At 51.9% G+C, this 12,961-nt stretch carries 12 protein-coding genes; 2 read left to right on the forward strand and 10 right to left on the reverse strand.

Annotation, left to right across the window (positions count from 1 at the left end; genetic code table 11):
- The first annotated feature begins 16 nt into the window (after positions 1 to 16).
- A complete protein-coding gene (locus tag JFT58_RS22975; RefSeq protein ID WP_198834652.1) occupies positions 17 to 310 on the forward strand; it encodes a hypothetical protein in 294 nt (97 codons plus the stop codon).
- Positions 311 to 446: 136 nt separating this feature from the next.
- Here JFT58_RS22975 and JFT58_RS22980 read toward each other — a convergent pair whose 3' ends face one another.
- The 6 genes from JFT58_RS22980 to JFT58_RS23005 form a co-directional block, all read right to left on the reverse strand.
- Positions 447 to 2,441 carry a UvrD-helicase domain-containing protein gene (locus JFT58_RS22980; protein ID WP_198834653.1) on the reverse strand — a complete coding sequence of 665 codons (1,995 nt, stop codon included), beginning with the start codon at positions 2,439 to 2,441 and terminating at the stop codon, positions 447 to 449.
- Positions 2,441 to 4,522 carry an ATP-dependent nuclease gene (locus JFT58_RS22985; RefSeq protein WP_198834654.1) on the reverse strand — a complete coding sequence of 694 codons (2,082 nt, stop codon included), beginning with the start codon at positions 4,520 to 4,522 and terminating at the stop codon, positions 2,441 to 2,443. Before JFT58_RS22985 ends, JFT58_RS22980 begins: the two co-directional genes overlap by 1 nt.
- 203 nt (positions 4,523 to 4,725) lie before the next feature.
- Positions 4,726 to 4,992, reverse strand: coding sequence for a hypothetical protein (locus tag JFT58_RS22990; protein WP_198834655.1), 267 nt, complete (start codon positions 4,990 to 4,992; stop codon positions 4,726 to 4,728).
- Positions 4,993 to 5,031: 39 nt separating this feature from the next.
- Entirely contained in the window at positions 5,032 to 5,529 is a 498-nt protein-coding gene (locus JFT58_RS22995; protein ID WP_198834656.1) for a hypothetical protein, read from the reverse strand.
- Between the two features lie 173 nt (positions 5,530 to 5,702).
- The gene (locus tag JFT58_RS23000; RefSeq protein ID WP_198834657.1) at positions 5,703 to 6,026 is read right to left on the reverse strand and encodes a hypothetical protein; all 324 of its coding nucleotides are present in this window, start codon (positions 6,024 to 6,026) and stop codon (positions 5,703 to 5,705) included.
- Positions 6,026 to 6,760, reverse strand: coding sequence for a metallophosphoesterase family protein (locus tag JFT58_RS23005; protein WP_198834658.1), 735 nt, complete (start codon positions 6,758 to 6,760; stop codon positions 6,026 to 6,028). The genes JFT58_RS23000 and JFT58_RS23005 overlap by 1 nt, the downstream gene beginning before the upstream one ends.
- Before the next feature lie 315 nt (positions 6,761 to 7,075).
- Here JFT58_RS23005 and JFT58_RS23010 point away from each other — a divergent pair, with 315 nt between their 5' ends.
- A complete protein-coding gene (locus tag JFT58_RS23010; protein ID WP_233095438.1) occupies positions 7,076 to 7,453 on the forward strand; it encodes a helix-turn-helix domain-containing protein in 378 nt (125 codons plus the stop codon).
- Between the two features lie 628 nt (positions 7,454 to 8,081).
- Here the strand turns inward: JFT58_RS23010 and JFT58_RS23015 are convergent.
- Genes JFT58_RS23015 through JFT58_RS23030 form a run of 4 tightly spaced genes read right to left on the reverse strand, consistent with a single transcriptional unit; the run spans position 8,082 to position 12,526 of the window.
- The gene (locus JFT58_RS23015) at positions 8,082 to 9,053 is read right to left on the reverse strand and encodes a hypothetical protein (RefSeq protein WP_198834659.1); all 972 of its coding nucleotides are present in this window, start codon (positions 9,051 to 9,053) and stop codon (positions 8,082 to 8,084) included.
- Positions 9,054 to 9,098: 45 nt separating this feature from the next.
- Positions 9,099 to 9,761 carry a hypothetical protein gene (locus JFT58_RS23020; protein WP_198834660.1) on the reverse strand — a complete coding sequence of 221 codons (663 nt, stop codon included), beginning with the start codon at positions 9,759 to 9,761 and terminating at the stop codon, positions 9,099 to 9,101.
- A gap of 2 nt (positions 9,762 to 9,763) precedes the next feature.
- Entirely contained in the window at positions 9,764 to 10,651 is an 888-nt protein-coding gene (locus JFT58_RS23025; RefSeq protein ID WP_198834661.1) for a TniB family NTP-binding protein, read from the reverse strand.
- Between the two features lie 3 nt (positions 10,652 to 10,654).
- Positions 10,655 to 12,526, reverse strand: a complete 1,872-nt coding sequence (locus JFT58_RS23030) for a Mu transposase C-terminal domain-containing protein (protein WP_198834662.1) — start codon at positions 12,524 to 12,526, stop codon at positions 10,655 to 10,657.
- Between the last annotated feature and the right edge of the window lie 435 nt (positions 12,527 to 12,961).

Genomic DNA, 12,961 nt, shown 5'->3' on the forward strand with positions numbered 1-12,961 from the left:
ATTAGGAGCGAAAGACATGGCCAAGGCTAAGACCATCAGCGATATCAACGACAAGTACCACTACAAGGACGAAAACCCAGGCGGCAAGCGGGACGCGAAACTCGTGTCCTGCGCCCAGTGCGACGACTACAACGAGTTGAGCTACATCTACAACGAGAAGCTCAAACCGCTGATTGAGAAAAACAAGATCTCGCATGAGGATGCAATTCAGGCGCTGGACGAGGCCTGTCAGGAGCTCAAAAACCCGCGCACCCGCGTGAAGTTTTATGAGCTGTTGACCGACAAGCTCGGCTACGACATCGCGGCCTAAGCCTGCGAGCGTTACACCGGGACTGGATGCCCACTGTCAAACGAGGCATCCAGCCCTCTCAAAAGTGAGATTCGTACGACGGCAGACATACCACCAGGTTGGCACTCCAAAGCGCTCCGAACGCGAGCAGTTTGACTCAGCCAGTAACTCGCGCATCGAGTTCATTGATCACCCACCCCTGTGCTTCCAGCGCGGCCCTCCGCTCAGCTCTCACCTCCCCCTCTCCCAGCGCACTGCTCCGAATGGCGAGACACAGCAGATGGGTGGGCCTAGTCATACCCACGTACATGAGCATCCTGTTTTTCCGGAAAGTCACCTGGTGTTCCTTCTTTACCAGCGGCTTACCCTCGAGCCAGGGCAACATCATCTCCAGAACGTGCTGCCCATTGAACGTTTCCAGGATCAGCGTCGCCGAATGAGTCTTGCCCTTGACTGAGTGCATCGAAGCTAGCTGCACGTCGACGGGTTCGTTCCTGCCATCCTCGAACCGGAATGTATTGATGGTTTTACGGGGTAACGCCGAATCCACATTTGCCGTATCGCCTGGCTCTGTCCAGGCAAGGTAGCCTTCAACCTCACCGTTGAATGAAATCTCCTCCCCGGAATGCAGCTCTTCGATCAGGCGCTTGAGTAGCACCGCATGCGTCTCCACCCACCGTTCCTTACGCAGTGGATGGGGGTGGAACAAATAGAGGTAAATGCCTCGTTGGTAAGCGTTCAGTAGGTTCGCGTTACCCGCCAAGCTTCGCTCTATATATCGGTGAAGCCGTGCCCTGATCTTGACCGGCTTCCTCAGCCCGGCTCGCTCCGCGAGATGAAGCAAACACTTGGCAATCATCTCAACGCTTTCGTGTGCGTGGCCGCTGATAGCCAAGTGTGCCCTCGCCCTGCGAACCCCCTCAACAAACGTTTTAGGCGCATACCTCGAGCTATTAGCCTCTGAGCGATACTCGCTCCAATAGTGCACCAGCGCCTTGGGGAAGTGCTCTTCCTTGAACTCCCTCAGCCGGTGTACAGCACCGACTGCATGCACCCCGTGTTCGCGTTCAGCGACAGGTAGGCACCGAGACACCAGTTCCCCAAACGCGCCGAGGACACTGCTTGTATCGTTGTCAGGAAAGACAAAGATTGTATTTGGGCAGCCATCCCCCGTTCTTCCCCGACCGATTAATCCTCCGGTAATCGGAGCGACGGCGAACCCGTTCGCTAAGGAGGCAATGGCCTGGTTGAACCGAAAGCTGGTAGAGATATCAATCGTCTCTCCGTCAGGAAATGCGCCATCGGACTCTCTGTCACCCTTGAAGATCTGTTGGTTCGGGTCTCCTACCCTCACCACGACCGTATCCACAGCATCGCGTGGAAATACGAGGTTAAGTAGACGATTCTGCGACGCGTCCGTGTCTTGCATTTCATCGACGAGCACGCACGGAAACCGAGCTTGCAATGAGCGAGCGATATCCGGTTCTTGCTCGATCATGGCCTGACCGAGTGTGAACACCTCGTCGTAACAAAAGTAACCTTCCGACGCCGCAGCGCCCATGGCTCTGGCTAGTTTCCCGTGTGATGGAGCTTTGGGCGAACAAATGTAGTGCACGCCTCCAAGCGGATTCGAAAAATCAGCGGTTTGAAGACGAAGATCAGCAAGCGTTGTGTCTCTGTTACCAAGCCAGCTCTCCATATTTCTTCGCTCGCGCCCCAACGCCCTTCCCCTGGCACGCCCGGTCGCCTCATCATCAACCATAACAAGCGGATGACCGTTCGATCTCAGCCAAGGTGAGGCCAGAAACCGCATGACAAAACCGTGGATGGTGTCGATGAAATGCGGGTATCGCAGCAGTCTCTGGCCGACCTCCGTGGTGCCCAGGCGATGCTCAATCTCCTCGCGTGCGGCATTGGTGTGCGACAGCACGCAGATTCCCTGCGTTCGACTGCGCCAGTGGCGACCGAGAATGGCCAGCTTGGCAACCACCAAAGTGGTCTTGCCGCTACCCGGGCATGCTGCCACATCAAGAGTATCGAGACGTTTGAGAAAGGCTCTTCGTGGCTCGTCGAGGTCGCGCAGCGACATAAGCGTGCTCACCCATTCGATGTCGGCATCGGTAACTGCCGGAACAAGATCCTGGAGCCGCATTACGCCAAATCCCCCGTTTCAGCAGCTTCTGGAGGTGCGATGCTGGTTGGCTCAGCGGGAGGCTGGGGTGTCAGATCCGGGATCGGCCCACCTGTAGCGTATTCGATCGCCTCAACCACATACGGCGGCAGCGCAGCACGCAAGCGACCCTGGTCGAGCTCACCCTCTTCAAACGCCGCCTCCAGTAGGTCGACCAGGTGCTGTGCAGTGATCGACTTTGAGCCAGAGTCTATAAATCGATAAATCTCAGTGGCGCGCTCCGCTTCGTCGGTGTAGCGCTCCTTGAGCGCCGCCAGCGCCTTACTCGCCTTCTCAAGTACTTTCATGCGCGGCAAGGTGCCTTCATTGATTTTCGCGTCATGCAAAGCCAACGTGGCGGCTCTATGCATCCAATCCATGAGCCCTTCAACGGCGAGGTCATACTCGAGCGTCCAATGATTGGCCACAAAGGTCTTCACGTTCTGGCCGTCGCCACGCGTCCGTTTATACCGATGAGCCGCGAGCTTTGGTGCACGCTCATCATCAGTAGCACCGAAGTCGCTCATCATTTTCCAACGCCGAGGCGCTGGTTTACCACCTGGAGTGAGTTTGTTCGGGTCTAACCCCATGATCGCCGGCGCGCAATCAGGCATCACATCCATATCGGTGATACAAGCCGTAGGTATCTGGATTACACCTTCCGAGTCATCGGCGCGCTGCATGATGTTCGCGTAACGACGCAACCCAACTCCCCCGACGTTCACGATCGACACGCCGTGCTTGGTCAGATCACGCTCCAACAGTCGAGCAAGGGCCGGCAATAGAATGGCCTCTGCATCACCTTCAACGATGAGCAACCCCTTCGCGAAGAACAGGCTTGCTTTCGTGACATCCAGAAAACGACTTAGGAAGCGATAATCGTCAGCGGAAAGCTTGGTGCACTTTTGTGCCATGGAAAACGCGCGCTGACCGTGAATGAGCACCAGGTTTTCCAAGGCAATCTTGGAACTGAGGTTCGGGCTGTGAGTTGTGAGGATTACCTGAACAGCTCGCGTGTTCGCTGGCTCCTGCCCCTGAGCTTGAGCTGCAGGTTGGGATGCGTTCGCCAGAAACTCCATGAGCCTGAGCTGGCGCTGCGGGTGAAGGTGCGCCTCTGGTTCTTCGATTAACAGGAGCGGAAGTCCGTCCGGCTCCTTGCCAAGCAGCAGGAGTTCGCAGGCCATGAAAAGTAGGTTATTTGAGCCCAAACCATAACTGCCCTTCACTAAGCCTGAACCCTTGTCGAGCAGTCCCAGCTCCAGCCGCTCAAGGATTTGCTTGAGCTTGGTGGTCTCACTCCCTGTATCGCCGAAGCCAAGATTGCTATGAAGCGGCTGTCCCGCGAGAGAGAGTGGCTCTAGATACCGATCATTGATGGTCGCCTGGGCAACCTTGATAGAGTCATGGCCCCGGACGAGCTCACGCATGAAATCGCCCATCCCCGCGATACTCAGGCCATAGGCATCAGCTGTAGAAGCTGGTGGAGCGGTCTGCACATACGACTCCCCACTGTCGATACCGGGAAAGCTGCTCAGCACTTGAGAGAGCCGGGAGTTACGGCCCGGCGACATCTCACGCTCGGCATCGCGCAAAGGCTTCAGGTAAGCGGTCGCCAGTAGTTGCCGCGCCCCGACGTCCAGGGCCGGCCCTTCCCCACGCTCACCACATCGAACCTGAATGTCGACCCAGCGCCTTGATGCCGTGGGCACAGCGAGTCGACGCGCTGACCAATGCACATGGAGCACGCCCACGCCGTGAGAGAATGTCACATACTCAGCAAAAGCACCGAGCTCCAAGGTGGATAGCCCGGAGAGTGTGCAAACCAAGGTGATGTCGGTTGCAGGCTCACCATTGCTTTGCACATGAAAATCTTCCAGTTCCAAGCGCAAGAAATCAGAGTCACGGGTCTGCAAGACATGCCGGATGGCATCGATTACCGCTGTCTTGCCAGCATCGTTCTCACCGACAAGCGCAGTGACGCCTTCATTGAAATGGATGACGAAGCCTGGAGTCAGATCACCAAACTGGCGGAAATTTTTGATCGACAGCGATGAAAGATACATACCACTTCTCCCTAAGCCTGGCTCATGGCCGAGTCGAGGCTTCCTAGCCAAACGCAATGTGACTGGCTATATGCCACAGACTCGGGCAAGGCGCTATCTCTAGCGGCTAAGAGCGGTGGCTGAGGTGCAGGAGCGCTGTGGTATCGGTTTTCCTAGTTGCCGAGCCCGAGGCGGATGCAGGACGACGCGGGTGGGATCGCTGGTCACGAGTCGTCGAGCACCCGAATCGACTGCAACTCCAGCTCCAGAGCAGCTTGGAGATTGGCTAACTGAGCAGGCGAGATTTTGATTCCAAATGCAGCCGCAGTGTCTTCGAGGCCATGGTCGTGGGTCATGCTCCAGCGGATATCATTGGGGGATGAGGCGCGACCCTGCTGTGAGCCCAGGCGGAGAAGCCGTCGATAGGGGTTCTGCCGGTTTCGAATCTCCAAAAGCGTACCGAAGAGATCAAAAATTACCGCTACTGTCATTCGTTGCTCCTCATCAGTACGCAGCCTCGCAGCTGCTCGCTACTGCACAACCACTCCATGCGCGGCGAGCTCGTTCACCAGAGTGCTTCGACGCAGCATCCGGGGGATTTTAAAGAGACTTCTGTATGCATAGAAGAGGCACACAGGCGTAAACAGTAGCCCGATACCAAACGTCGCTGTTGCGATGATCAAGCCCGCAGGAATTGCCGCCACAGCGAAAACGATCCCTTTGAGAATGCTGGATTTAGCAACCTGCCGCAGGTGATCAAGGTCATATTCAACCTTTCCATCTGCCTTTTGGAACGCCACCAGAACGATGCTTTTCTTGTTCAAATGCTTGTAGTACCAAGTGCGAGGCTTGTCAGTAACAATCGCCCCGTGCCTTTTCAGGTAGTCGAGCATGCAAACTTCTTTGAAATAGAAGGTTTTCCCTTCACTGTCTTCACACCGAACTTGGCTATAGAGCGTATCAATTTCAGCAGAATTTTTAACATTGTAGTTCTTGATGGTAAGTTCAATTCTTTTCAGACCAGACATGCATTTTCCTTAGTGCTTTCAAAGGCCACGTGAACACGAGTGCGCACGAAGCCGTCCAGCGAGTTGGTCAGCGGGATATATAAAGCTCTAAATCCGAGGTGCTCGCCGCGCCTTGCCAAGTACTACAGGTTGAAAGCGGCTTCCAGGCCGGGTGAGTCAACCCAATTGAATGCTCACCGCGGCTCGCTGAGCTCGCTAGCGATAACGTAGTAGTCTTTGCCGCTTAGGCTGCGCATTAGCTTGAACCCCGCCCTTGTCTCAACAAGCTGAAGTGGAGGGGTAGCAACCGTCATCCCATTCGAGCTCACGTTTGACTGATCGTTGTAAACGAGCGCCGCATAGCTCTGCCCTGCCCGTGCTGCGTTGACAAGGTAAGCGTCGACGACCACCCCCCAGGAAATGCCCTGTGCCTGAATGACTTCTGAGGGAAGATCTCGCTCGAGCTCTATCGGCTCGACGGCGTGGTCAAAAAAGTGCTTCATCGCCGAAGTGGCCATTAGATTTGGATCTCGAAAAAAGGGTCAAAACCGGTGTTCTCTCCAGGGTAGCCACGGGGGTTTGAGATCACCCGGCAGCCAGCCAGCTCAACATCTGTAGCCTCATGCGTGTGACCGAACACCCACACATGGGCCTCCTCAATTAGGTGCTGCCAGTCGTTGGTGTACGCTGCAGTAAGATGCCCTTCATGCTGCTCACCAATCACCACGGAAGATGGTGAGTGATGGGTTACCACTACCGTTTTGCCGTCAAATGGTTGAGCAAGCTCTTGGGTGAGCCAGCCCTTGGCGGTGTGGTTCCGGGAAACCAGGTCATCCGGTCTCAATCGTCTGTAGTTCGAGTCTGCCCTGATGTACTTGAAGTCGTTCATGCCTTGCCTGGCAGCGTTGCTAGCGGCGATCTGGTTCCCTGTTGACGTGAAGTCAGTCCACGCTGTGCTGCCGAGGATTCTGACATCCCCCAGAATCAGCGATTCGTTTTCCAGCACATGCACGTGGCCGGCCGCGGCGTCCTTCATCTTCTGCAAGGTGCGATCAAGGTGCCCGTCGTAATATTCGTGGTTCCCTGTGACGTACACGACCAGGCAGGCGAACGTCTCGTTGGCCCACTGGACGCCCCTGACCTTTTTGTTGATGTCGCCGGCGAGGATTACCAGGTCAACTCCACCATCAAGGGGCGGCGGGTCGAAACGGTGGAACTCGGCATGGAGATCTGAGTAAATTCTGATTCGCAAACGCTGGCTCTTGAGGATTTAGCTATAAATTGACGCAGACTGGGTTACGGAGCGCACGCGTGCCGGGACTACCGGCGCATGGAGCGGAAGCATCCCAGCCTTCGCTTCCTCGATCAGAACAGCGCACGAAATATGCCTGATAGTTCATCTCGCAGCACTATATTGCATGGAGTCGAACCGCGCAATATGGCTTTATCCTCGGCTTTGGGTATTCCAATGTCGTTGAGAGAACCGCTGGCCGCAGTCTTAAGGCTGACACGTACCGCCCGGAATCTGTCCCAGGAAGACTTTCATGGCCGTGTCGAGGCGCGTCAGATGAACAATATCGAGCGAGCGAAAAGCAACCCTACCCTTTCGTCGCTCGAAGACATAGCCATCGCGTTGGACGTCGATCTTGTAGCGCTTGTGGCCGTGGCCAGCGCTCATGACCGCAGCCAGACTCCTAAGGAATTTTTGAAAGACCTGGCCGGCGAGATCACCAAGCTTGAGAAGCTCGGTGTCCTGGACAAGCTCGACGGCGAGTTCACGGACGGCAAGCTTCAGTCGGTGCACGGTCGTATTCGATCAGGCGCTGCCAATCGAGCGGCGGTGCTTCAGTGCAAGGCTGAGGGAAAGACGCAGAAGGAGACTGCGGAGCTGCTGGGGCTTGCGAAATCGACGGTGAGCATGATATGGAAGGAGCCGAAGGTCTAACAGCGCAGTAGCCTCATTGAAGTAACTATTTATACATGTTTGATTGAGGATCCTGTTGCCGAAACACGAAGCCAAACTTCATCAACGCTGGAGCCCTTCCGTGAGGAGGATTGTACTCCAGGCCAGGTCAAGGCAGTCCGAGTGGACATAACAAGATACCTTGCAAGGATGCAACGGTGGTATCTACTTGTTCCGAAATTGAAGCAAAAGAGGTTCTGAAAACGTCTGATCTGCTGCTGCATATCTCTGCCGGCCACTGAAAAAACCTGGATAAAAATAAGTCGCTTAAATCACGTGCGTTATCGTACTCCTGCCCCACAGGCCACGGCGAGTACAATGTTGTATCGGTAAATCTGATCCGACGGTGCCTGGCGGTTGGCCAAGGTTTTCCCCACCTGACTGCGCTCACAGCTATCTCCATGCCATTTCGCTCCGAGCTGGGACGCATCGAATATTGGAAAACGTATACGCATGGCATGGCCACTAGAAAGCTAATCCATACTCCGGCACCGGCATATGGGCCGCCTGAGCAGACTGAGCCCAAAGGTAGCGTGATTTCGCTGATTAAAGAGAATTTTGTATCCATTCAATCTCCACTCTCTCTTCTAGATGTTTTGACAGCCGATCTTCACTTGCCAGTTGAGGCGACGAACCCCTCTATAAATCTTTGAATCCTGCGGGAGGCTGTACAAGCGTGCCATTTCATAAGTCGGCGTGCGATGACTGCAGCGTGTTCTGGCGTAAAGCCGTTGCATGAGTAGCCCACACCAAACGCATCCGATAACCCCAGCATCCCACCAACTGCGCTCAGCAGATCCTCAATCACGCTCGACTTTTCTTCTGGCAAGACCTCGAAGAGCCAACCAAGCATGAGGAGAGCAGCCCTTCGGTGGGCGACACTGGCTATCAATGGGCCGTGAGTGAAAGTCTGTTGGAATAATGGTAGTTGTAGGTAAGCAGCGCCGTTACGGATGTGGCGGTTGATGAGGCCAAACTTAGGATAAAGCATTAAGGAGATTAAAAATTTCGAGAACATCCACTCGTTCGCTGGGTGGCCACTATTTTGTAGCTTGTCGGCAAAGTCTTTAACCTCGAAGCTTTTGAGCATATCTTGTACAGACATCAAAGATTTGATAGTCCGCGCCCCTTCTTCAAAGCGTGATGCTGAAAGAAACCTGTCTTCGTGCAAGTGATGCAACTCGAAAAACTTCATGGCCATGTTCAGCTTAGGGCTAAATGCCTCTGCGGCATCGATTAATGGCAACCTATGTCGCTCGCAAACTACTGCGACCACGGCACACCACTCCTTGAGGGCGGTTGGGAATGCCTGGGTGCGGAAATTTTCAGCCAAGCATTTATAGCAAAACGTGCGTCTGTAGAAGCGTGGGATCAGCCAGCTGCTAGGCGGCTGAACGAAAGCAGCCCTTAATTCACAACTCATGCCTACGGCATCACACGCTGCGTTGGCAAAGCTGGAGTTCAGCGAGAAATCCGGATCGAAATCTGAACCGGGGGCGAATGCCGACCAAAGTTGACTGAGCTCCTCGCGCCCAAGCGGCGTGTATCTAGAAACCATGCTTTGCCTATACAGCCAGGACAAAAGGAGCTCTCCCTCAATCGGTAAGGAATCGACACAAACCATCATTTAATGCTTGCCTTTGTAGCGGTACGCGGGGTGGAAAAGCCGCAGGAAGGTATCGCCCAAATTTCCTTTAGTATCGTTGTAAAGCGCTTCCAGCGACACGTCCGCGAACAACGCGCTTGAGTGTTCGGCAAGTATCGATTCAAAAAAAACCAAGTACTCACTAAAATCTCGAAAGCCCTTTAAGCTGATAGTCTGAGCGGAGTGCGACGTAGACCCTCGGAGACCGAGCATGGTCGATATATCTGAATCCAGACCAGAAACTACTATGTTTACTGATCGGAATGCAGTCAGGATGGACTTAATTTGTTGAATAGTACGGCGCCTTGCGCTTTCGTTACCGAGGAATATATCAATATGATCGATAAATATTGTCGACACCTCTCTCAAGGTAACAATTTCGACCACGAAACCTGGTATTTCTTTTCTTCCTTGAAATTCACTATCAATATGTAGCTGATGATACAACTGACCAAGAAGATCCAGACCGGAAAGTTCAGGGTGGTCTGCTATTGTGAATACGGGCGTAGTCAGGCGTGACCTGACGTATTCCATGCAAGTCGGCAAGCCGAAACCCGGCTCGGATGAGATAAGACAAAATGAACCTCCAAGTGTCAACGCAGCCAACACCTCGTTAGCGGTGGCATACTGCGCAGGCGAGAGCATTATCATTTCTGTTTCGGCTTTCCGGGATGGTGGATTTTAAACCCATACTTAACCGCTAGGGCGTCAATGTTATGAAATTGATCTTGATGTATGCGCTCAGCGCCCTGTTCGATAGCATCCATCGCGGTGCATTTAAGGATCTTCACGATGTTATCCAGAATGCCATGTGAATTAGAGTAAATAAGCGTTCTGAGCTTAGGAGACGAAACATTCGATGCAAATTTAAGGGGGAGATGCGTTTCATACGTGGCAATAAAGTCAACAAAGTCTTGATCCAAGCTCCACTTTTGGAGTTCCCATTGCACAAACCGCCGATCCAAAACTCGATCAAGCGCAATGGCTTCGAGAGCGACGGAGTTACCGAAGGCGATGACGCACAATTTGAGCTTTCCTTCCGCAAGGCTGCGTACTAGCGATAAAATCACTTTCTTGTTAACGTTCCCCTCAAGCATCGCGTCTGATAGCTCGTCGATAACGATCGCGCCTATTTCCCCTGATTCGATTTTCTTAAGTATAATGTCAATTCTATTTGCAGCGGTTGTTCTCTTGCCGATCTGCACATGAAACTGCTCGCAGATCGCATCATGTAATTTGTATCTATTTATATTTTCGGTCAGGGTAATGAATACCATCTTTTTTCCTGACAGGTGACCCAGAGCCTGAAGGCGTTGAAACAAGGCCGACTTCCCATCGCCGCCTTCACCATGGATGAATATGCTTGAAGCCTGTATCTGGTTTTCTGTATAAATCATATGATTCAAGCAGTTCATTAACGGCTTCAGACGAGGCGTATCAATCCAAATATCATGGCGGCAAATCTTGATCCGTTTTTCTGCCGGCAACTCGATTAGGTGCCTTAAGTCCGTCTTGACATGACTGAGGTCGCTCATAACTCAAGTCTCCTTTGGGTCAATGATTAGCACTGGAACCAGCACATCTATCTCTTCCGGGTCTGAGATTATCCGTGGTGGGAAAATATCGTCTTCCTCCCATTCATATTCATCGGTTTGAACATAGGTTTTGTCGTCATCAATGGGGTGTACCTCTACGTCATTTATATCTACCTTCTCGATAGAAGGGGGGGCTGGAGGTGGTGCAGGGAGGGCTAACTGTTTTGGCGCATTCATGAAAACCGCTTTCATCGCCTCAGCTTCTTGAACGATTTCTTCCTGCCGATCCATGGCGGCGCGTGCGAAATCATCATTGACAGTACCGCTAGCGTTATTGATTAAAGCCGGCAGACGCTTTGACAGCTGCTTGTGAATTGAGTAAGACTCCCAGTGCGTCGACAACCCGGCGCGGGTATATGTACAACGAATTTTTAGGAAGGCATGAGGTGCCTTCACCCAAATATAATTTAGATCGTGCTGTAAGTATTTTACATCCAATCTTTGGCCGACATATTCCTCTAGAGCTTCGCTTGCATACCTGCGCCCGGCGAAATTAATTCCATAAGGATGAATTTTATGATCAAAGGAGGTGGGACAAAAATCGATAAGGAACCTCTCCTCTTCCTCCTTGCCAATAACCCTGGACGAGTCATACTTTCCTTCGCTTTTATAATGCGTGAAAGCTTCCCTGGGAGTGCAACCAAGTGTTCTTTTAATCGTCCCATGATAAAGTGTCACTTCTTTCATCATCCACTCCGCACATTGCTTAAAATCCATCGTGGCATTTAGCTCACTTTCAAAGCTTTGTCGCTCTACCACGTTGCTCCCAGTGGCGCCTGGAAGAAAATGCACACCAGTTGTCATGAATGAGCCAATTACTCGTTCTATGATCCCGCCGTACCATTTTTTGCCGATGGGGCGATGATCCCACTCCATACCCCACTCTTTGCACTGCTGGATGAAAGCCACGCTCGAGAACTCTGCGGCATTATCGGTGAAAATCACAAATGGAATACCATGGAACGGATATTCACCAGGATGCATCAAAAAACTGAACAAGCTGCTTTCTTTACCCATAACCGCGAACGCTAATGCCGCGGCAACTGTATTTATACTTGGGGCTTCCATACTTAAATAGAAGCCTAGAATCACCCGAGACCTGTCACAGATGATCATAGTTATCCACGGCCTACCAATGATGACGTTTCTATTAAACTCGTCGACTAGCAATATATCCACGCGCGTATGATCCATTGATACACGACGCAGCAAACCATCGACAATTAATTTCTTTGGCTTAAAACCATATTTTTGATTGAACTGATCAGTAGTTAGTTTTTTTCGGTCTCGGTCTCTTTCAGGTATCTCATATAAGTGTCTTCTTGCTGCATGGCGACTAACCGGTTTTACGCCGGCCTTTTCACAATAACGACGTGCCCACTTCAATAACTCACTGATCGAAGCCTTTGGGCCTTTATAGTGCTTTTCAAACGCTTCGTTTAGCGCGGCTATCTGTCCCGATGTTGATCGGTTGCTCCCTTTAGGCGTTCCTTTATGATTACGAACTATATTTTTTCCGTTTCGATAGTTATCCAGTAGCTTGTAGAATTGAGATTTATTTAATCCGAGGAGTTCCATGCCTCTCTTGGCGGGCAGCCCTTGATCGATTTGCGCGAATACGGATTTACGTTCATTCGCGAGTTTCTCCTCCCGATAATCAATTGTTCTTACCTGATACGGAATGACTTCATTGGTGGATGGAACTCCAGATTCTTTCCAGTCTCTGGGAATCCCATCGTGTGAATTTTTCACTGGAACCAATGTTCCATCTTTTTCTAGTCTCTGAGCTTCGCCCTCCAGCTCATCACTATCCATATCAAACCTACCTGCTGTGTTGAATGACTGAGCCGTATGTCGCTTGGATGATCATAGTCGCGAGACTAAGCCATGCAAGCCCTACCAATTTTCGGTGCGAACTCGACCTGAAAGCAAAGAAGACGATTTATTTGAATATTGAACTTTAAAAATTGGGAAATAAGTACACCAAGTTGCCAATTAAAAGCCCGGTCATTTCAATGGTTTAAATTAAATTATCATAGGTCGCTGTAATAGAGAATTTTCAATATATATTTAAAGGGAGATAGGTTTTTTTATAATCGGAAAATGATAGATATGCAGAAAAATGTTATAAAAATATTCTATGCGCGTGCTCCAATCGCGCGAATTTTTCGGTAACACGCAGCCTGCATCACAGATGCGTGATTGTGAGAATGCTTTATGAGAATCGGAGATGTCGGACATAACCGCTTC

The organism is Pseudomonas sp. MF6767 (assembly GCF_016405475.1).
GTDB classification, from domain to species: Bacteria; Pseudomonadota; Gammaproteobacteria; order Pseudomonadales; family Pseudomonadaceae; genus Aquipseudomonas; species Aquipseudomonas paracarnis.